This is a genomic window from Sphingobacterium sp. GW821-FHT03E03 (genome assembly GCF_059420745.1).
In genome coordinates, this window is sequence record NZ_JBWKUH010000042.1 from 1 (window position 1) to 21064 (window position 21064).

The 21064-nt window shown below is 37.1% G+C and carries 17 protein-coding genes; 11 read left to right on the forward strand and 6 right to left on the reverse strand.

All coding sequences use genetic code 11. From position 1 onward, the window contains the following. Positions 1–135: 135 nt before the first annotated feature. From AC07UV_RS24645 to AC07UV_RS24680, 8 genes are all read left to right on the forward strand, one after another. Positions 136–882: a glycosyltransferase gene (locus AC07UV_RS24645; RefSeq protein ID WP_495185680.1), complete on the forward strand. Its 747-nt coding sequence runs from the start codon at positions 136–138 to the stop codon at positions 880–882. A gap of 858 nt (positions 883–1740) precedes the next feature. Then, entirely contained in the window at positions 1741–2037 is a 297-nt protein-coding gene (locus AC07UV_RS24650) for a YbjQ family protein (RefSeq protein WP_495185681.1), read from the forward strand. A gap of 22 nt (positions 2038–2059) precedes the next feature. Then, positions 2060–4456: an AAA family ATPase gene (locus AC07UV_RS24655; protein ID WP_495185682.1), complete on the forward strand. Its 2397-nt coding sequence runs from the start codon at positions 2060–2062 to the stop codon at positions 4454–4456. 28 nt (positions 4457–4484) lie between these two features. Then, positions 4485–4778, forward strand: a complete 294-nt coding sequence (locus AC07UV_RS24660) for a hypothetical protein (protein WP_495185683.1) — start codon at positions 4485–4487, stop codon at positions 4776–4778. Between the two features lie 32 nt (positions 4779–4810). Next, complete coding sequence (locus AC07UV_RS24665; RefSeq protein WP_495185684.1) at positions 4811–6295, forward strand: P-loop NTPase fold protein; 1485 nt, start codon at positions 4811–4813, stop codon at positions 6293–6295. 14 nt (positions 6296–6309) lie between these two features. Further along, positions 6310–6897, forward strand: coding sequence for a DUF4062 domain-containing protein (locus AC07UV_RS24670; protein ID WP_495185685.1), 588 nt, complete (start codon positions 6310–6312; stop codon positions 6895–6897). A gap of 3 nt (positions 6898–6900) precedes the next feature. Then, complete coding sequence (locus AC07UV_RS24675) at positions 6901–8334, forward strand: ATP-binding protein (RefSeq protein WP_495185686.1); 1434 nt, start codon at positions 6901–6903, stop codon at positions 8332–8334. A gap of 298 nt (positions 8335–8632) precedes the next feature. Then, on the forward strand, positions 8633–9907 hold the full coding sequence (locus AC07UV_RS24680; RefSeq protein WP_495185687.1) for an ApeA N-terminal domain 1-containing protein: 1275 nt from the start codon (positions 8633–8635) through the stop codon (positions 9905–9907). A gap of 69 nt (positions 9908–9976) precedes the next feature. Here AC07UV_RS24680 and AC07UV_RS24685 read toward each other — a convergent pair whose 3' ends face one another. The 3 genes from AC07UV_RS24685 to AC07UV_RS24695 all read right to left on the reverse strand — a co-directional run bounded on the left by AC07UV_RS24685 (position 9977) and on the right by AC07UV_RS24695 (position 12599). After that, complete coding sequence (locus tag AC07UV_RS24685; protein WP_495185688.1) at positions 9977–10255, reverse strand: hypothetical protein; 279 nt, start codon at positions 10253–10255, stop codon at positions 9977–9979. A gap of 183 nt (positions 10256–10438) precedes the next feature. Next, positions 10439–11559, reverse strand: a protein-coding gene (locus AC07UV_RS24690; protein WP_495185689.1) for an IS3 family transposase whose coding sequence is annotated in 2 segments (ribosomal slippage) — positions 10439–11298 and positions 11298–11559 — 1122 coding nt in all. Because the reading frame shifts where the segments join, the coding sequence is not laid out codon by codon here. Positions 11560–11741: 182 nt separating this feature from the next. After that, on the reverse strand, positions 11742–12599 hold the full coding sequence (locus tag AC07UV_RS24695) for a helix-turn-helix domain-containing protein (RefSeq protein ID WP_495185690.1): 858 nt from the start codon (positions 12597–12599) through the stop codon (positions 11742–11744). A gap of 580 nt (positions 12600–13179) precedes the next feature. Here AC07UV_RS24695 and AC07UV_RS24700 point away from each other — a divergent pair. The 3 genes from AC07UV_RS24700 to AC07UV_RS24710 are packed head-to-tail and all read left to right on the forward strand — an operon-like array spanning position 13180 to position 19182. Next, complete coding sequence (locus tag AC07UV_RS24700; protein ID WP_495185691.1) at positions 13180–16557, forward strand: SusC/RagA family TonB-linked outer membrane protein; 3378 nt, start codon at positions 13180–13182, stop codon at positions 16555–16557. A 2-nt stretch (positions 16558–16559) separates the two neighbouring features. Then, entirely contained in the window at positions 16560–17912 is a 1353-nt protein-coding gene (locus tag AC07UV_RS24705; RefSeq protein ID WP_495185692.1) for a RagB/SusD family nutrient uptake outer membrane protein, read from the forward strand. Between the two features lie 25 nt (positions 17913–17937). Continuing rightward, positions 17938–19182: a TlpA family protein disulfide reductase gene (locus AC07UV_RS24710; RefSeq protein ID WP_495185693.1), complete on the forward strand. Its 1245-nt coding sequence runs from the start codon at positions 17938–17940 to the stop codon at positions 19180–19182. A gap of 58 nt (positions 19183–19240) precedes the next feature. Here AC07UV_RS24710 and AC07UV_RS24715 read toward each other — a convergent pair whose 3' ends face one another. From AC07UV_RS24715 to AC07UV_RS24725, 3 genes are all read right to left on the reverse strand, one after another. Next, complete coding sequence (locus AC07UV_RS24715) at positions 19241–19462, reverse strand: hypothetical protein (protein ID WP_495185694.1); 222 nt, start codon at positions 19460–19462, stop codon at positions 19241–19243. 257 nt (positions 19463–19719) lie between these two features. Then, positions 19720–20280 (reverse strand): Crp/Fnr family transcriptional regulator, encoded by a 561-nt coding sequence (locus AC07UV_RS24720; RefSeq protein ID WP_495185695.1) that lies wholly within the window; start codon positions 20278–20280, stop codon positions 19720–19722. 94 nt (positions 20281–20374) lie between these two features. Next, positions 20375–20854 carry a hypothetical protein gene (locus tag AC07UV_RS24725; protein WP_495185696.1) on the reverse strand — a complete coding sequence of 160 codons (480 nt, stop codon included), beginning with the start codon at positions 20852–20854 and terminating at the stop codon, positions 20375–20377. Positions 20855–21064 lie beyond the last annotated feature (210 nt).

Genomic DNA, 21064 nt, shown 5'->3' on the forward strand with positions numbered 1-21064 from the left:
AAAAATTAAATAAAATATCGTAAGCATAGATAAATGCGGTAATATTTTTAATATTCCATGAACATATGAGGTGTTTTCCGTTATTTTTAATTATCAAATCGGTATTAATATTTATAAATTATAAGTAATTAGAAAATGAATCATACTTCAGAAAAAGATAGCTCTAATTATGTTATTCAAGGGCTTTGGATAGGTAACTCCTTAACACAAATTGAACAATTATGTATAAAATCCTATCAATTAAATGGACATGAATTCCATTTGTATGCATATGATGATATCGAGAATATTCCATCTGGTACAATCTTAAAAGATGCCAATCAAATAATTCCTCGATCAAAAATATTTCTGGATTCTAGAGGGACGGTAGCCTCTTTTGCAGATTGGTTTAGGTATAAGTTGCTTTATGAGAAAGGTGGATGGTGGGTAGATATGGATAATATTTGTATAAAAACCTATAATTTTGAACAGGATTATTGTTTTTCTTCTGAAGGGAGTAATATTTTTATGGGAGAGATAAATAATGGAGTAATCAAATCCAAGCCGAATTCTGATTTTTTGTATGACTGCTTAACTTTTATTGAATCTTATCCAATTATTGAAAATGTTTGTTGGGGAGAATTTGGTCCAAAGCTTCTTCGAAGAGTCTTAAATAAATATGAGTGTGAGAAGTATATTTTCCCACCTATTACTTTCTGCCCGATTTTTTACTTAAACTTTAAGGATGTATTTTTTAGTAATTTCCAATTGCCAGAGCAGGTTTTTAGTATCCATTTATGGAATGAGATGCTACGTAATAATCAAATTTCAAAAGAGTGTGAGTTTCCATTTGATTCTTTATTCGGAACTTTAAAAAGAAAGTATTCTGGTTATAATATTTGAAATTCAGATGTTTACCCTAAAATAGATCTGTTATTTATATAGTTAAAGTAGGAATAATACAATCTGTGTAAAGAAGTATAGTTTTGAAGCATCCGACAGAAAAATGAGTATCAATGGGGCTACATTCCACATCGTATTTATAAGGAAGAAGACCCTAATCTACCGGTGAAACGGCCTAGATGTGCTGCACGGTGTTCCGAGAGATCTACAATATAGATTATTATATAATGCATCGAATATCTCACTTGTATATTAACACTGCCCGATTGAAAAGCATTATACGATGACAGCAATCTCTTCCAGCTCCATCGAAGGGAGTATCATTGTTCCCAATATTTCTAGTGATTAAGGGAAACAACAATGTTTAAAATAGGGTAGTTTAGAATTTCTAAAATACCGGTAAAATATTATTTAACAATGAAGAATAAACTACAATAACAAACGGAACCAAGAAAAATTACAGGTCATTATTTATAATCAAGCCATAAATCTTGATTATAAAACAGCTGAATTATTGGCGAATATAGAGTCTAAGAAGAGTGAAATTTCTAAAGATGTGGCGGCATTTGCAAATTCGGATGGAGGTTTAATAAGCCCGCACTGTTTTATGAACTTTTTCTCGGAAATTGACAATGGTTATTTCTGATAATCTCTTTATTTCTATTTCTTCGCGTAAATCAAGACTTTAGTTATATCGACTACGGTTTCCCGTATCCAATCCTTCTTTCAAACCAATACCTTAGCCTTACAAAGTGTGTAATAATCTAGATAGTTAATATTGATAAACATATTAATTCAAAATAAATAATGTATATTAGGCTTGGGTATTAACCTTGCCCGATTGAAAAGTAGCATGCCATGATAGTAACCACGACCAATTCCATCGCAGGGAGGGAGATTTCACGATATTATGATCCAATCGCTGCCAATGTAGTTATCGGCACCAATATCTTTAGCGATATAGGAGCGAGTTATGTCGATCTCTTTGGCGGTCGCACCAGCAGTTATGAGAAGAAGATGCAGGAGATGTACGAGCGCGTTACCGAAACGCTAAAGCAACGTGCACAGGCAATTCGTGCTGATGCTATTATTGGGCTTAGTGTAGATATAGATGATTATGATAAAACTGCGCGTATAACTTTGAATTATAATTAACCAACAAAATTTATAGCAAATTATGATCACGAAAATCGATATTCCTAGTTTTGGCTTGTATAAGAACTATTTATGGGATAAGGCTATTAGCCGGGGAGAAACCTTTAGTAGGCTTAATATAATTTACGGGCGAAATTATTCAGGAAAAACTACATTGTCAAGAATTTTTAAGTGTGTTGAGGATAAATCATTACACAAGAATTATGATACCGGATCGTTTAATATTTCTCTATCCGAGGGATCACAATTATCCGCTGAGAATTTTAACACAGATTTTATATTTAGAGTCTACAATTCCGACTTCGTGAGAGAGAATCTGAGTTGGTTGCATAACGAGGACGGCTCGATAAGACCATTTACCATATTAGGTGCTAAAAATGTGGAATTAGAAAGAAAATTGGAAGAGATTAAGCAGAAGCTTGGAAGTGAAAATGAACGACAAGGGCTTCTATTTAGTCTTTCTGAAAAAAAGGGCGAACTTAATGAAGTTAGCTCAAATCATCTCAAAAAGCACGGTGATTTAGAAACCAAACTATGGTCAAGGGCCAATGATAGAATTAAGGTTACTCCATTCCTATTTGTACCTAGTAATAACAAGAAAACATACTCTATTTCGGATATTAAAAGCGAAATTGAGGATATAAAAGATAATCCTTCGGAATTTTTGTTGTTAGAAAAAGAGTTTGAATTTTTGAAATCTATTCTAGGCGACAAGCCTTTGACAAACATAGAATTGTTAAAGGAATTTCGACCTAATTTTTCTGAGTACTATGAATCTGTCGAAAAAATTGTATCTAAGAATATTAAACCAAGTGTAGCTATTACAGACTTGATAGAGGATAGCCTATTGCAGGAGTGGGTCAGACAGGGGATAGAAAAGCATAAAGGAAAAAGAGGAACATGCGCTTTCTGTGGAGCGAGCTTATCATCAGATCTGTGGGAAAAGCTAGATGAACACTTTAGTAAAGAGTCTGAGGATCTAAGAACCGAAATAGTTCGTACGACAGGACTATTGGAGTCTGCTAAAGTAAAGCTTAGAGAATTTCTAAGTCTAAAGAAGGAAGAATTTTATTCAAGCCTATATGAAGAATATGATCGAGTTAATCAACAGTGGAATTCCGCGATGGAACGTTACGAATACTCGCTTGATCAATTAATATTAGGATTGAATAACAGAAAAGATGATATATTCAAAAGCATTCAGTTAACGAATATCGAAGATCATTCAGAGAGTATTTTCAACACAATAAAAGAATTCAATAAACTAATAGGATCAAATAATGATAAATCCATATCGTTAGAGTTCGACCAGGAATTAGCCAGAACTAAGTTGCGTAAATCCGATATTGCACAATATTTAAATGACATTGAATATGGAAAACTTACAGCAGAGATAAAACAAGAGGAAGAAAAAGTTGAACGAGTTAAGAATTTCATACGACCTTTAAAAATAGAAGTTGATACTTTATTAGCTGAAAAAGATAGTTTAGAGAGTCAAGCAAAGAATGAAAGTAGGGGGGCGGAATTAGTTAATGAGCATCTTTCACATTTCTTTGGGCATAATACCCTTCGTTTGACAGCATTTGATGAAGAAGAAGGAGTGAGATTCAAGATTCAGCGGGAAGGTATAGATGCCAACAATCTGAGTGAAGGAGAATGTAGCTTAATATCATTCTGTTATTTTGTAGCTAAGATCCAAGATGAGTTGCAGGATGAAATAAAGAGAAATAAGCTTATAATATATATTGATGATCCAATGTCCAGTCTGGATAGTAATCATATTTTCTTTATGTTTAGCTTAATTGAAGCTGTAATTGCAAAACCAGAAAAATATGCTCAGTTGTTTATTTCCACTCATAATCTAGATTTTCTCAAATATTTAAGAAAACTTACAATACCAAAATGTGGAACCGGTAATAATAAGAAGGGAGATCTCAAACATTTACTTATTGAGAGAAAAAATAAAGATTATACGATTTTGAAGTTAGCTCCTACATATTTAAAGAAATACGTAACTGAATTTAATTATTTATTTGAGCAAATTTATACCTGTTCGGAGGCTCCTGAAGAAACCATATCTCACGATCACCAATATAATTTTGGTAATAACATGAGAAAGTTCTTAGAAGCATATCTATTTTACAAGTATCCCAGCCACAAGATTAGTAATGATCAAAGGATAAGGAAATATTTCAATAATGATACAGTTACAGTTGCCTTGATAAATAGGATTACTAATGAATATTCGCATTTAGAGGATAATTTTGATCGGTCACTTGTGCCTCTTGATATTGCAGAGATACGTCAAATATCAACATTGGTGCTAAATCGTATTGAATCTAATGATCCTGACCAATTTGAGGCATTATTAGAAAGTATTGGAGTTCAACGAGCTCCATTAGCAGCTCGGAGTAATTGAAATATTTCAAAGAGTAAAATATAATAACATGACCTTAAAAGAACTTGCAAAAAACTTTCCAGACATCTATAAGCAGTTTACCAACCACTATTATAGTCGGAGAATGAAATTAAAGCCTATTGATCGCCTAATTAGTTTTATCGAGTCAAGCTACAATATTGTGCTTGTAAATATTGCACAAGAGCAAAATGAGAAATACCGTCCTTGCATAAAAGTAAATGGAAATGAAACAACATATCATATCTCGTTACCGCTAAGCCGATGTAAGTCTTTTTTAGTCACTAAGGCCATTGAGGCTATAAACATGGGATTAGTGAAGTAGACAAATTTTATATAATGAATAAAGATTAACAGATGAATATTAAAAACGATACTCTACTTCAAGATTTTTTGAATCATCTGGAACTAGAAGGAAATAATGATATTATCTTTTCAGCACCCTTTGGAACTGGCAAGACCTATTTCCTAAAGGAAGATTTTGTACCCAAGAGTGAAGAACAATTTAATGCGATACATCTTTATCCAGTCAATTATTCTGTATCAAGTAATGAAGATATATTTGAGTTGATTAAGTACGATATTCTTTTTGAATTAGTATTGAAATTTAAAGATTCTATCCAGAATATAGATGAGCTAGAATTGGATAAAGGATTAGCGTTGCAGCTCTATATGCAGGACAACTTTAAGGCACTGGATTTTACTCAACAAGTTTTCAAAGCAACTACAAAGTTGGGAAAAAGTATCTCCGATATATTAGGCCTGTTAAAACTGGAAAAAGATAAATTCGATGAGTTTTATGGCGATTTGAAAACTAACGAATTTGAAACGATAAAGGCATATCTTGAGTCCTTTGAGGGTGGTAGAGGCTTAAAGGAATTTGATACAATATCAGCACTGATCAGCGAGATACTTAGGAGATTGAAAACGGAAACTAAGCAAAATGTTTTGATCATTGACGATCTCGACCGTATAGATCCCGAACATATATTCCGCATTTTTAACGTATTAAGTGCACATCGTGACTACCATACATCAAAAAATAAGTTTGGCTTTGATAAAGTCATTCTGGTCTGTGATATTGAAAATATAAAACGCATATACGAACACCGTTATGGTACGAACGTAGATTTTCAAGGATATATTAATAAATTTTATAGCCGTTCGATCTATGAATTTGATAATCGGCGCTACATAAAAGATTCGTTATATGATTATCTAGATAAACTTCAGTATCCTGATGTAAGTAATTCAGAACATATAAAATATCATTTATCTAATAGTACTAATCATCATTTTTATTTAGTCATTCACAATCTTTTGCAGATTTTTGTCTTGCAGGGTGTACTGAGTTTGAGGGCATTAAAAAATATTAAAGAACTCAAAATACCAAATAGAGGGATTTATTTAAGTAGACGAGGACGCAATTCGAGTATTTATAATTATGAACTTCTTGTGTTAATCCACTATCTTTCCCAATTTTTTGGTAGTAGGGCGAGATTTAAAGACGCTGTTCAACATCTAGCATTACATATTGATGTCGGTGACCTTTTGTCATTGGGTATTGATCCATACAGTTATCAAGACGTATTGCAAAGTTTGTTAGAAATGATGATCCTCATAGATGTAACTTTTGAGAATACAGACAGAGGCAAACACAAATTCATGTTAAAACTGGGAGACAGTATATTTGAGCTAGATTATGAAGTGGATAATTATAGACATGGAAAAAGTGTGTCAATAGCGGTAGATAGTCTGAATGTACTCCATACGCAATTAAACTTATTAGGTATTTTAGATAAAGCATTAACCCTTGTTGAAAACAGGAAATTACTATCCTGAGAAGATGATTTATTATGGCAAAATCGAGTTCTTCAAAGATTAAGATTATGATAGGTTCCACGGTCTATGGATTCCCTGATCAACTCGCCGCAATATGCGATGTAATTGAATCCTATGGCTATGAAGCTGTCAACTCGCATCGAGGTACCATGCGTGTTGATCCGACCCTGTCCAATTTAGAAAACTGTTTACAAGCAGTCAGGGATTGCGATGCATTTTTAGGTATCATAAGACCCTATTATGGTAGCGGAAACATCAATGGAGTGAACATTACTTTCGAGGAAATGAAGCTTGCGATGAAATTGAAAAAGCCATACTGGTTTCTTGTACATAGAGATGTTACCTTTGCCAGACAACTTTTTCGCAATTTAGTCCCTAAAGGTGACACCGAAAACTACGAGTTAAAGAAAAACCATATCTTTGATATGAGGACATTAGACGTATATGATTATGTCATTAAAAATGGTGAGCCCTTAGAAACACGTACTGGCAATTGGGCGCAGGAATTTTATCGGCTGGATGAGGCTTTGACCTATGTCAAAACACAATTTGAGGATAAATCTTTTATAGAAGAAATAGTAACACGCAATAAGAGTAAATAAGCAATGGATTACACCTCGTTGATATCAAATCTCATTAAAAATGGAGAAGGAAAGCGTCTTGTATTTCTATCTCAACTACGCATGGACACTATTGCAAAGAATGTTTGCGGTCTTATAAACGAAGAGGGAGGGGATGTATTGTTAGGCGTCAATAGTGATGGCGAAATTGTAGGGGTGGAAGGAGCTGCGGCAAATGTCGATGCCCTAAGCAGCTATCTTAACCAGAATATCCAGCCCAATGCTCCTATATCTGTTTCTTCTGTGAGATATAAAAAACACGATTTGATCTGGATTAGTGTTTGGGAAGGGGCACAAAAACCCTATTCTTTTCAGGGAAATATCTATGCTCGCGGACAGGAGGATACAAATAAGGCGAATAAAGAAGATGTATCTGGCTTTATATTGCAACGCAAGGCCTCTGAATTTCATTGGGAAAGGCAACCGCTATTAGGACTAGAAGAAGATGATTTATCGATTCGACAGGTGGAACATAGTATTTTGCTCTTTGAAAGAAAAAATCCGCACCTCCGTTTTTCTAACGACAGTATAGATTTTCTACAATACATGGGGCTTTATCAAAATGGGCACTTTACCAATGCTGCTGCCATTTTATATGCTGATAACCCAGTGCGATACTTGCCACAAGCAAAAATAAGACTCACAGTTTATGCGGATGAAAAATCTTCAGATTCTTTTCTATACGATCGGCTATATGAATCTAATCTTTTCCAAAATGTACAAGATGTTTTTAGCTACATTGATGTCCTCTTTGGTCGAAGTAGCCATATCAGCGGGCTAAAAAGAACTAACCGGCAAAAATATCCTATAGTAGCAGTACGGGAAGGTATTATGAATGCACTGGTACACCGAGATTATACCAAGGTTTCTAGCACAGTACACATATCGATTTATTCGAATCGTATGGTTGTTTCCAATACGGGTACGCTCCCAGAAGGGCTGCGTATTCCAGATCTTAAAAGAGAACATACTTCTATCTTAAGAAATCCAGATATTGCCCGTATGTGCTTCGTACATGATCTTATTGAAATGCTAGGGAGTGGAACGCAACGAATGGTAAAAGACTGTAAGGCTTATGGTCTAGCAGATCCTATTTGGAAAGAAGACGGCGATCATCTTGTACTCGAGTTTCCAGGGCTTGGAATAGGTGAGGGTGTAAGTGAGGGTGTAAGTGAGGGTGTAAGTGAGGGTGTAAATGATGTCGTTATAGATGGTGTAAGTGAGGGTGTAAATAACGTTCTTGACAATCTTATTACTCTTATTGGTGCTACACCTGGTATGAATGCAAAGCAACTTGCCATTGCTATTGGTAGAGGTCATTCCACTGTAGAACGTTATCTTAAGATGCTCCGAGAAAATATGCTGATTGAATTTCGTGGTGCACCAAAAGATGGAGGGTATTTTGTTTTGGAAAAATAGAAATTCCTATTAAATTAACAGTTTTCTGATATTAATGGGGTCGCTTTCCCATCTTATAGAATGGAATCCATTGGTGCATCATATCGAATAAAAAAGAAATTGAAAGCGTAACCCACAATTGCATATTATTATAATCGGAAAATGGCCCAGTATTACCGAAATAGACAGCAACTTCCGATCCATCCTACCAAAGAGAAACATAATGAATATCTTATTTCATATCTGACCGACTTCTTTTGAGAGCTTTAGATAATTTATTATAGTTTTGTAGCAAAAATTGTAGAATAGTTAGATTATTATGAGAGAATCAAAAATTTTTAAGGGGTATTGGTTTTTGCCCGAAAATCCAGAGAATGAGGTGGCTGGAATATTAAGTTTTGAACCAAATAATAAGATAACTTTAGAATTGATTGGTGGATTTGAGAGTCCTAAGAATTTCTTTGATAGTTTTGGAAATGAAAGGTTAAAAAAAGAACAAATTATTTGGGGAAGGGACGATAGAGGAACCGCGATCACATTAATAGATTGTCATAGGTATGGCAGTTATAATTTCAACTCTTCTTTTCCAATAATAAAATACACTGGACAGTATTTAATTGAAGGGATTCACTTAAACGGAATGGATGATAAAGTCTTTTTTAAGATTAGTGCTAAAATTCCACTCTTAACAAATTGGATTGGTTTTAGTGGCGTTTCATTTTCAATGCCGATTGGTAAAAATAATAGTTTTGACGGATTTGATGTACGGTACCGAAATGATGAAATTGTGGACAAGGTTGTAAAACTTAGCTCCGAAACCACTTTTATTATTCAACATCAATGTCAGGTGCCGGAATTTACCGAAGAAGAAATTTTGATAAAGGAATATTATGATGTGCAAATTGAAACGGACAATGAAGATAACTTTCAAGATCTTCTAGATAAAATAAATCGATTTAAAGATTTTCTAACATTTTGCTGTCAGTCTGAGTTAGATTTTATCGAAATTAATCTTTCCAGTCATTTTTATAAGCAAGAGCTCAAAGGCGGTTCGACACTTTATCATAGCATAGGACTTTATTATAGTCAAATTAAGCCTTTCCTTCCCCCAGAGAGTAGGAAAGAAAAAAAATTCTTATTAAAATACCATGACATTGAAGCTGATTATCAATCTATAATTAAGCGGTGGTTTGATTTTGATCACAACATGTATCCAATAGTCCATCACTTATTGGACAGTATTACATATAAACCGATGTTTAAGAGTACAGATTTTTTGGTTGTCTGCCAAGCCTTAGAGGGTTTTCATATTCGATTTATAGACGAGAAAAAAGGAGTAGAACGATCTCTAGAGTCACGGATAAAGAACTTGATTGGTAAATTTAGGGAGGTAAAAAAGGTTATTAGAATAAATCCTAAACTAGTTGGCGATTCTCGAAATTATTATTCTCATTTATATCTCGAAGACAATCGACAGGTTTTAAAAGATGTCGAATTGTATCATATGACCAAAAGGCTTAGGTTATTATTGGTTTGTTGTTTTTTTAATATTCTAGGAATATCTATGGAACGGATAAAAGAGATAACTAATTGAGCGATATTTAGCTTTATTTGGATGGATACACCACTTATTAAAGAGTTTGCGAGGAGTTTAAAGGATAGCTTAATTGCTATCCTTTTTTAATATATCAAAAATTTCTTGGCTAAAAGGTCGAAGTATTTTTGAAAGCGGAGAATCAAAATTTAATTCATTTCCTCGACAAAATAGAAAAATACTATCATTGTCATTTCTAACCTCAATGACCTCACTAAAACCAGCCGAAGCCTTTGTTATAATTTCAAGATTTTGGTGATTAATAATTTTAGTTTCAGTAAAATAATGAGTGGCTTGGCCGTTTTCATTAATGTATTCAAATGTTTTTGTAAATAGATTGTTTTGCATAATATAACTATATGTAATAAAATAATATTTTTTAATAATGCAATTTACAGAATATTATTTTAATGAAAAAGTCATTTTTTTGCAAAAATAGAAGTGGTGTCACTTGAAGATGCTAGTGTAATCTTCCCTTAGCTAGCTACATTCAAAACTAAAGAATTCCAATCAGATGACCTCTCCCCAAAATTAGGAGCATTTAAAAGTAGGGAATTCTGCTGTTTTGAAATGTTTTTTGATAAACATTTCAGGAGTCATATCCCCTAAACAGCTATGGGGTCTGAAGGTGTTGTACTCTTCCCTCCAGATTTCAATTTTTTCCTTCGCATCTTCCAATGACAGAAACCAATGCGCATTTAGACACTCGTCCCGAAAACTTCCATTGAATGACTCAATATACGGATTATCTGTTGGTTTTCCCGGTCTGGAGAATACTAATTCCACCTGATGTTCATATGCCCACCTATCAACATCCTTAGAAATAAACTCTGATCCGTTATCCACTTGAATTTTTCGGGGCATTGCCTGCTGGAACAACCTGAGTTCTTCCAAAACAGAAACAACATCACTTCCCTTAAGACCCTGCCCAACCTCAATAGCCATACATTTACGACTATAGTTATCCACTATAGTTAAACAGCGGATTTTTCTTCCATCGAACAGCGCATCTGCGACAAAGTCCATACTCCAGCAGTCATGTAAATTGGAAAAAACGGGTCTCTCGGATCGATGAGCTGCGGCACGGCAACGTCTAGGCCGTTTCACCCGGAGATTTAAGCCTTCTTCCTTATAAATTCGATAAATCCGTTTTGGATTATCCCGCCAGCCTTCACGTTTCAATAGAACAACAATCCGTTCTATGCCGTAACGCACGCGTGTTTCAGCAATGCTTTTTATGCGAAGCCGTAACGGACCGTCATCGCGTCTATGGTGTTTATAATACCAAACTGAGGTGCTCAGCAGAGATACCTCGCATGCTCTGCGCAGGGAAATTCGATAATCAGAAATGAGTCCCGTAACCATTGTTCTACGCTGCGAAGGCTTTAAAACTTTTTTTTTAATACATCCTGGAGCATCTGTTTGTCCAGACTAAGATCGGCCACAAGCTTTTTCAGCTGCGCATTCTCTTCTTCTAGTTGCCGAAGCTTACGCAACTCCGACACGCCCAGACCGCCATATTTCTTCTTCCAGTTGTAGAATGTAGCCTCGCTGATACCCATTTTTCTGCAGACCTCTTCCACGCGGGTACCGGTCTCGGACTGTTTGATCGCAAAGGCAATCTGTGCTTCGGTAAACTTTGATTTTTTCATCGTTTTTCCTCCCTTTTAAAATTAGTAATTCATAACCGAATTCCCTACTTTTAAATGCTCCAGTTTTTGGGGGAGAGGTCACAGATTTGCTATTGCTATCCTGTTGACATTCACATTTAATTGGCTTGACCAACTTCTCCCTCGACAAGTATATGAATAAGAAAGGAGAATAGGAGGTAATGCTACATTCCTGCATCTTTCAAAATCTCAGTTCCAGTATGTGTTAAGATATAGCTTTGGAGACTACTCTTAACGGCTTTTTTCGTTTTTCTTATCAATCCCATTTTTTCTAATATATTTACTGTTCTCACAACATTATTAGTATCATTGACCATAGCTACTTTCCGAAATAGATCGCCCCTTGTTTTTTCACCTTCATTTAGATATTCTAACATTAAAGCCATTTTTCGAAAGGACGGATTGACGTTAATTTTATCTTCATTCACTAAGTTGACTTGGATTAGTTCAAATATTTGCTCTAATTTCGACACCAGCTCGAAAAGCGGATCTATTTCTTCTGGAAATTTTTTATCCGAGCGCTTATATTTTATAGGGGATGTTTGGGTCTTGACTAGTAATCCAATATTTACCAAAGAATTTAGAGAATTCTGTACTTTATTTGCTTCAATATTTATTTTGAAATTTGTGGAAATTAGCGCCGTTAATTCCGCAGCAGTTACGGGCTCTTCAAGTAGCTTTTCCGGAAGAGCTCTTTGCATAATTACTTTTTGAGGTTTTGTCTCTTTGTTTGAAATATCGCAAATAGAAGGGCTTTCGAGATGATTTTTTTTCAAAATTACAGTTAGCTCTCTCCATGTTAAATTAAAAGACGGCCTGCACAAAACATCCTTTTCTATACCGATAAATTTTATATATTTCACCTGCTCGTCTATATTAAAGTATTTATGAGCCTTCTCAATTCGTTCTATTGATCCTCGGTTGATTCCCGACTTATTAGCCATTTCTTTTCGACTAAACAGTAGTTTTTCTCTAGCTATTTTGAGATTTTTTCCAATGATAATATTGATATCCTTTGCCATATATTAATTTATGACGGTTTGTGAAAAAATATATTATTTATTTCTATGAATTATTATAGTAATTCACTAAGTTTGTGTAAATAATTTCTTCTCTTAAAGAGAGGATTTATGGTATTTAAAACAAAGAGTCTTGCGGTTGCAATTTCTGAAGCCGTAGCGCAGGGCAGTAGTTTAAATACCCACGTCTATTCTTATTTAAAAGCTTTTATTATATTTGCTTTAATAAGGTGGATGTGGGCCTACTGTTAGTCCGTGTTACGTAAGGCTTCAGAAACTTTTTCGCAACCACGGCATGTAGGCCCACATTTATCTAAAAATGTCCTATCACAAGACTCGTTTAACCGATAACGAGTTATGATTATTAAAAACAAACATCCAAAAAATCCCATCCCGCCTTAGTTTTATTAAGGCTAGAGGTCTGTATGACCATCCGAAAAAAGTGTCATTGTAAATATATCATCTGCTTTGTGTAACCAATTAGAGACTACTATATCGGAACATTTTTACGAGTTATCCTAATGACCTAATCCAACGTCTACGTGAGGAAAGGGGAAGATTATGACCATTTTAAAACCTTAAAATGAACAATTTTATAAGGACTGGGAGAGGTATTGCCTGTTCAAAACAGGTAGCCCAGTATGTAAATTTATTAAATGCACAACCTACGTGTATTGAAAGTAAAGTATATAGCTTAAGAGATCTACTAACCAAAAGGACTCTTTTATTAATTGCTGCTGTATTTCATTTGTTTAGTTTATCGGCTCAGACGCCCCGCAAGGACAGCGGGGCCAATGGGCCTTTAACAGTATCTGGTACGGTAGTATCAATAATAGATGGTAAACCGATACAGGGCGTATCTGTTCGGATCGAAGATGAAAAAGGGAGTGCATCCACCAAAAGTGACGGCTCTTTTTCAGTACCCGTATTAGCATCTAAAGGAACAGTTAAGTTTAACCATGTCGGTTATGAACCACTAGCCTTACCATACTCCGCTGGAGTATCGTTAACAGTAAAGTTGATACCGCTGGAGAATCAATTGGAAGAGGTGGAGGTAATCTCTACAGGATATCAAAAGATTCCAAAAGAGCGGGCGACAGGAAGCTTTGAGTTTGTGGACAACAAGCTGCTTAATCGTAAGGTCTCAACAGATTTTATCAGTAGGCTAGAGGATGTGGTGCCGAGTATTTCAACGTCAAAATATGCTGCCTCGAGCCGGGGTAAACTGCCCAATATCAATGTCAGGGGAGTCAGTAGTATCAACTCGAACATATGGCCGCTTATTGTGATCGATGGGGTGCCTTATGTCAATAACTTTGATGATCTAACGGGTTATTTCAATAATATCAACCCCAATGACATCGAAAATATCTCGGTATTAAAGGATGCGGCATCTGCTTCGATATGGGGCGCGCAGTCTGGTAACGGGGTAATCGTAATCACCACGAAGAAAGGAAAGTTTAACCAACCTCTTCAGCTAAATTTTAATAGCAACCTCACGGTAGCGCAAAAACCTGATCTCTATTACATGCCGCAAATGAATACCTCGGATTATATTGATGCGGAAGTGTTTCTGTTTGACAAGGGCTATTACAATACCAATATGAACCGTTATTCTTACAATATCACACCGGTCATCCAATTGCTTAAAAAACAAAAACTGGGGCAGATAAGTCAAGCTGAGGTTGATAAGGAACTGGATCGATTAAGAAAGATAGATATGCGCGAGGATTTCTTAAAGTATATCTATCGGCCAGCAGTTAGTCAGCAGTACAATATGCAGCTTAAAGGCGGCAACGAAAAGGTCAATACGCTAATATCGCTCGGTTACGACAAGAACTTAAAAAATTTGGTTACCTCTTCGTATGAACGGTTGACCATAAAAAACAATACCCAGATACGGCCTATTGACAAATTATTGTTGGATCTAGGTATTACCTATACCGAATCAAAATCAAAGGATGCAGACGCCAATTGGGATTTTAATGTCATGGGACGGGGTATGGGTAACTTTCCTTACATGGAACTGGCTGACAAAAATGGAACCCCATTGATCGTAGATGCGATTGGTTACAACCCTACGTTTAGAGACACTGTAGCAGGAGGAAGATTGCTGGACTGGAAATTCAGGCCACTGGCTGAATTAAATGAAACCAGTAGGATAGGAAGGGTACGTGAGGTCATGTTCAATGCTGCTATTAAATACGAACTACTGCCCAAGCTAAATATCTCTGCCAATTATTCTTATCAGCGCGCTAGCCAGCCAACAGAAATATGGCGGGGACTCGGATCGGTCGAACATCGTGCGAACCTCAATTATTATGCTTCATGGGATGCGGACCAAGTGACTTATAATTTGCCTCTAGGCGATTATATGAATAAACAACAGTTGGATAATACGAGCCAAATGGCGCGGCTGCAGGCGGATTACGAAAAATTATGGGCCGAAGATCATCGGCTAAATGTGCTGGCGGGCGCAGAGGTCAGGCAGGTGAAAAGTGATGGGACTAGCAATGTGTATTATGGTTACAGCCGCGAAGACGGCAACTTTACTCCGGTACAATGGGGGAAAGCTGTACCATTGCTCAACGGTAGGGCTGGTACGGGTATATTGAGGGACTTTGGTGCTATTTCCGGATTCACCAATCGATATACAGCACTGTTTTTAAATTCAAACTATGCATATAGAGACCGCTATATTGTGTCGGGCTCTATTCGCAAAGATGCCTCTAATCTTTTTGGGGTAAAGACCAACGATAAGGGGAAACCATTTTGGTCGGTCGGTGGAGCATGGGTAATCACTAAAGAGGATTTTGCACCAAGCTTTATTGATCTGCTCAAATTGCGGGTGACATACGGCTACAATGGAAATATCAACAATTCGACCGCCGCGTATCCGATTATGTATAGGGAGAGCATGCCGCATTATATATCCAATGAACCTTACGGTTACATACAGTCTCCGCCAAATCCTAGCCTGCGATGGGAGCGGATAGGAACCTATAATATCGGGCTGGATTATGGGGTATTGAAAAATAGAATCACAGGTTCGGTTGAATACTATGTAAAAGATGCCAAGGATCTGATTGCATTGGGGCAACTGGATCCCAGCACAGGATTTTCGGCCATGTTGTTCAACTCGGCAAATATCCGAGGAAAGGGCGTCGATCTCTCTTTACAATCCATCAATGTACAAAAGAGATTATTCAATTGGACGACTAACCTAGTGTTCAGCTACAACCGAAATATCGTCAAGAAATCCTACAATGAAAGTATACTCGGAGACAGCTATGTGAGTACAAATCCCATGGTAACACCTTTTGAGGGAATGGATCTTTATAGCCTTTTGAGCTTTAAATGGGCTGGGTTAGATCCGCAGACGGGTGCGCCACAGGGGTATGTGGACGGGAAAATTTCAAAAGATTACATCACACTATATGGCAACACTTCGGTATGGGATATGGATAACAATGGGTCGGCGGTTCCGGTTTATTTTGGTTCGTTGCGGAATACCTTCCGCTATGGTAAACTGGAGTTTTCTTTTAATATCAGCTATCAGTTGGGGCATAAATTTCAACGTACATCATTTGAAAATTATCGTTTTGTCAATATGGGAGCGGGTCATGCGGATTTTGCAAAACGCTGGCAAAAACCGGGGGATGAAATGCATACCGATGTGCCGCCACTGAGCTATCCAACCAATATGTATGCGACAAACTTTTATGCATTTTCATCTGCTTTGGTCAGCCCTGCGGATCAGATTAAATTGCGCGATCTGCAATTGAGTTATTCATTTGGCAATTTAAAAAAGCTGAACATTCAAAATTTAAATGTCTATGCCTACGCACAAAATATCTGCAAGATATGGCGGGCAAATAAATATGGTATCGATCCTGAATTTGGTACCAATTGGCCCGATCCCCTGTCAATTTCACTAGGCGTTAATCTAACAATTCAATAGCTATGAATAAAATAATAACATGCTTAATAATAATGATTATCGGTACTTCATGTAAAGATTATCTTGATTACAAACCCAACATCAAAATGGCTATTCCAACTACACTGGGAGATGCCGAGCTTTTGCTCAATAACTATTCAGATATGAATATGGGCTACCCCAATCAGGGCGAAATTTCGAGTGACGATTATTTTCTGAACTACGACAACTGGTTGGCTATTTCGGAAATAGACCATCGCAACTTATATTGCTGGAACAATGAAATGCTAACCAATGCAATGCCTTGGCAGAACGCGTATAAAGTGGTCTATATTGCCAATCAGGTCATTCAGCTATTGGATAGACTGGACCCGACGGTCAACACTGTAAAATGGAAGCAATTGCATGCAGCGGCTCATTTTTTCAGAGCATTTGCCTTTCATCAGCTGCTATCGACCTATACAGTTGCCTTTAAAAAGGAGACCGCCAGTATGGAACTGGGTATACCTATTCGCCTCACACCAAATATCGACGAAAGCGTTCAGCGATCTTCGTTGGCAGAATCATATGAGCAAGTACTATCAGATTTGAGGGTATCGGCAAATAACCTTCCTAAAGTGGCAGCAGGAACGAGTATGCCCAATAAGGCGGCAGCTTATGCGACCTTGGCAAGGGTATACCTTGATATGCAGTACTACGACCAGGCTCAGCAATATGCCGATTCAGCCTTAAGCGAGAATGATTTTTTGTTGGATTACAATACCATTGATGTCAATGCCGATCTTCCATTTCCGCGCTTTGGTAAAGAGGTATTGTTTCCAGCAATATCTTCGTTTAGTGAAGCTTTTGGTGAATATTACTGTTTCACAGATACGATGTTATATACGTCTTATCATTCGGATGACCTGCGAAAGGTTTTATTCTTTAAAAACTCTCCGACGGATCCTGCTTATATGACTTTTAAAGGTTCTTATAATAATTCTTTTGGCAGTCCATTTATTGGATTGACGACGGCCGAACTCTATCTCATCCGTGCGGAGTGTGCTGCTAGAAATAACCAACTTGATATTGCTAATACGGCTATAAATACGCTACTGGTAAAACGTTGGGCAAAGGAGAGATATACACCTTTAAACGAAAAGGATCCCGATAAAATGCTTACACTAGTTCTGAATGAAAGAAGAAAGGAACTGGTCTTTCGGGGGCTGCGCTGGTCAGATCTGAAGAGATTAAATATAGACCCTAAATATCAGAAAACGCTAACAAGAAACCTCAACGGATTGCAGTACCAACTACAGCCCAATAGCCTCTCATATGGCATCTTACTGCCTTTGAGTGCTGTCAACTTTGGCGGTCTAACCCAAAATAAAAGATAAATAATTTATAAAAATAATAAATACAATGAAATTTTATAATTTGATAGTGAGCATATTATGCTTATTAATTTCAATAGGCAGTTTAGCTCAGCCTAAAATTGATCGTAGTAAGGGACTTCATATTGGCGATGAATTCAAATACAATACGACCGTAGATGTCATCAATGACAAAAAGCCTCAGTTTGACTTTGCAAATTATAAGGAGGAGCTATTGGTATTTGATTTTTTCGATACGTTCTGTTCGTCTTGCATTGCCAACATGCCAAAGGTCGTCGCCTTGCAAAAGGAATTGGGAAGTAAAGTGAAATTAATACAGGTTACCTGGCAGGATAAAAAGACAATTCAGGATTTTTTCCGCACCAATAAGTTTCTGAAAGAGCATAAAGCTTATCCGACGGCTATTGTTTCAGATACAACATTGCATCAGTTATTTCCGCACCAATCGTCGCCACATGTGGTATGGATCTACAAGGGAAAAGTTGTAGCTATTACGGCTGTGGATGTATTGAACAGTAAAAATATACAGGAGCTATTGACTAATGGAAAAATCAATCTTCCCCGTAAAAATGACTTTCTACCCTTGGCAAGTAAAGAGGACATAGAGGTTAATGACATTGCCTTTAGTAAAGTTTCGGGATTTAACGCGGATCTTAAGCAAAATGGCTTTACTTATCAATTGGATAGTACTACACAGAAGTATCGCACATCTTACAATAACATGCCGCTATTCAATATCTATCTTTCACTACTTGGGAAAATGCAGCGGAGAGACTATCTGATCACCAAAGACCGAGTAGAATGGAAGGTGAAAGATAGGAACGTCTATAAGTACGACGAAGAAGAGAAGGAACCCTCCAAGTGGATTGAGAAAAATTCGGTCTGTTACGAACGGGTCGATAAAATTCATCGGAATGAGCAGCAACAGGCGAAGGTAGTATACAATGATATGAAAAATTTTTTTGGGCTCAACGTATATTATGGAAAAGCTAGACGAAAATGTCTTGTTTTGCAGAAGATGAAAGTACACGAATCTGACCAGAGAAAAGCAGATGACATGCAAAATCTCGAAGGTACGTCAGTACTCGCATTTGTTATAGACTACACGAAACAATATCCTCCAGTAATCGACGAGGTAAAGAGCAAAGAGAATATTGCTATTGGCACATTTAAAAATATAGCTGAATTAAACCAACAATTGGCTGCTTATGGTATGCAATTAACACCTGACGAGCGGGATATCGAAGTAGTGGTGTTTGAAGAAATCCAATAAATAAGGTAAGGGGGTGTTTTATCATCCCCTTACTTTTAAACCTATTAGTCAATTTTGATTAAGGTTTTAACAGTACATTACTTGATGGTGTACGGTCTTCAAGCGCAACGATCATCTCATTTTTCAATGCGTCTGTCAATTGCGGTTGACCTGATCCGCTAGCTGTAGTCTGGATAGCACAGATGCTATCGTTACCTGTACAGCTTGGAGGTGTACTCCCAACGTTGGTATAATGTGCTGGATTCGTAGGGTTTGACCCTGTAAAACTAAACCAAGCCATAATTACTTTCGTTTTTGGTGTTCATAATTAGATTTATAATTCAGTACGCTGCAGTCATACCGGCCCCCATTTGGTTACGGTTGCTCGTAACCGACGGTCTGGCGGGGTACTCCTTTTGCCAGACCGTTTTTATTTGACATTTCAGATCTCTATTTATTTCTCAGGTTTTCATTTATCAAACCTAAATCCTAGTGTCTAATGCAAAGTACCGGATACTTTACAGCCTAAAATCGGGTCTCCCGGTAGTATTTTAAATTTTATTGATCTTTTTTGCTTTCATATATTGTCTTTGGATCGATGTATAAAAATTGACTCAGCAACTTATTATTCAAACTGAGAAACAGCGTAGGCATCAGCTCTTTGAGTTTTGCGTACCTGTCACGCGCTTCCTGCGCCATAATTAGTCCCTTTTTATTGAAAAAATCTGATTTCCGCTGCCGCATGATACTGACAAAGTGATGCATGCTCGGATATTGATCTTGCAGCTCCTGCAAGACCGTCAGCGGGATACAGGCAATTGTACTTTTTTTGAGAAATTGAATATTCAGATCCTGGCTGTTAAAACTGTACTCATGCTTGGTGCCAGTAAAGTAATTTCCCTCGGTCGCGATCCAATGGAGATAGGGCTTTTTGCGTTTCATCTCATAGGCACCAATCCTGCCATCAAGCACATAGCACCAATAGGGACGGCTTTCATCCTCCCGACAGTAGATCTGTCCACGCTTCCCCTGACGTAGTTTGGTATGCTTGATTAGCTCATCGCGACATGGATCATCCGCATTGAAATAGGCATCTAAATGTTTGGTAAAACGTTTCACGGTTAATATAGTGTAAATGAAGAGTTCATAAAAAAAAGAAACGCCGTGAGAGAGATATGGCCCATGGCGTTTTTGTTGAATTATTTTAGTTAATCTATAGAAGCGTGTAGTAAATCCTGACGATTAAATGCCCTTCCAAACGGCGACTAAAGATCTCATTCGCTTCAGATCCGACGGGGATTTCTGGCGTATCTGACTGGATCTTGTTTGACTCATATTCCGTCACCTTGACCGAATCCCGGGAAAGGGTACTGGTGCTTTTTTCATTGGTCTGCTTATCCAAAGTGATGTCTGCCTGATTGTTAATGGCAAAAGCAATCTGTTGTGCAAGATTGTTTTTGAAGTCGGCGGACAGGGATATGATATAATCAACCTGGCTCTCTGAAAGTTCAAAACGGGACATAAGCCAGCTACGTAAGCACAGCAGGATCAGCTTTTGTTCCATCGTCTGAAATTCGATGGTCGAGTTGTACAAGTCCCGGAGCCATCGCTTGACTCCTGTGTCATCAAGTGTGTATTTATTCATACTGTTTAGTTTGTCGGTGATCGCCAGTCCCAAAGGATATAGCAGCATGCCAATGCTACACCTAGGCAACTAGTATTCACCTTGTTAAAAATTTAAATTAGTTTTATAATTCGATCGAAGAACGAAGCTAAAACCAAATCACTAAAAAGCGAAGGAAACAAAGGCCGAGATCGGCGAAAACGAAATTGGTTTCGTCGAAACAAGTATAAAATACGCATTAGGGCTGCTTAAACGCATTTGCAAACTCTACGAAGGAAT